The following is a 438-nucleotide window of genomic DNA, read 5'->3' as shown; positions in this document are numbered from 1 at the left end:
TGTGTGAGCACTTCAAAGAACGCTTCTTTAAGGTAAGGAGGTGATCCAACCGCAGGTTCCCCTACGGTTACCTTGTTACGACTTCACCCCAGTCATGAATCACAAAGTGGTAAGCGCCCTCCCGAAGGTTAAGCTACCTACTTCTTTTGCAACCCACTCCCATGGTGTGACGGGCGGTGTGTACAAGGCCCGGGAACGTATTCACCGTAGCATTCTGATCTACGATTACTAGCGATTCCGACTTCATGGAGTCGAGTTGCAGACTCCAATCCGGACTACGACATACTTTATGAGGTCCGCTTGCTCTCGCGAGGTCGCTTCTCTTTGTATATGCCATTGTAGCACGTGTGTAGCCCTACTCGTAAGGGCCATGATGACTTGACGTCATCCCCACCTTCCTCCAGTTTATCACTGGCAGTCTCCTTTGAGTTCCCGGCC

Annotated in this window: 1 rRNA gene; it reads right to left on the bottom strand. The window is 51.4% G+C overall.

Going from position 1 to position 438, the window contains the following annotated elements:
* Positions 1-33: 33 nt before the first annotated feature.
* A 16S ribosomal RNA gene (locus tag ACLGE8_RS22700) occupies positions 34-438 on the bottom strand; the annotation flags it as partial.

This window comes from Kluyvera sp. 142486 (assembly GCF_046569695.1).
Taxonomy (GTDB): Bacteria; Pseudomonadota; Gammaproteobacteria; order Enterobacterales; family Enterobacteriaceae; genus Kluyvera.
This window is presented reverse-complemented; position numbering and strand designations above follow the sequence as displayed.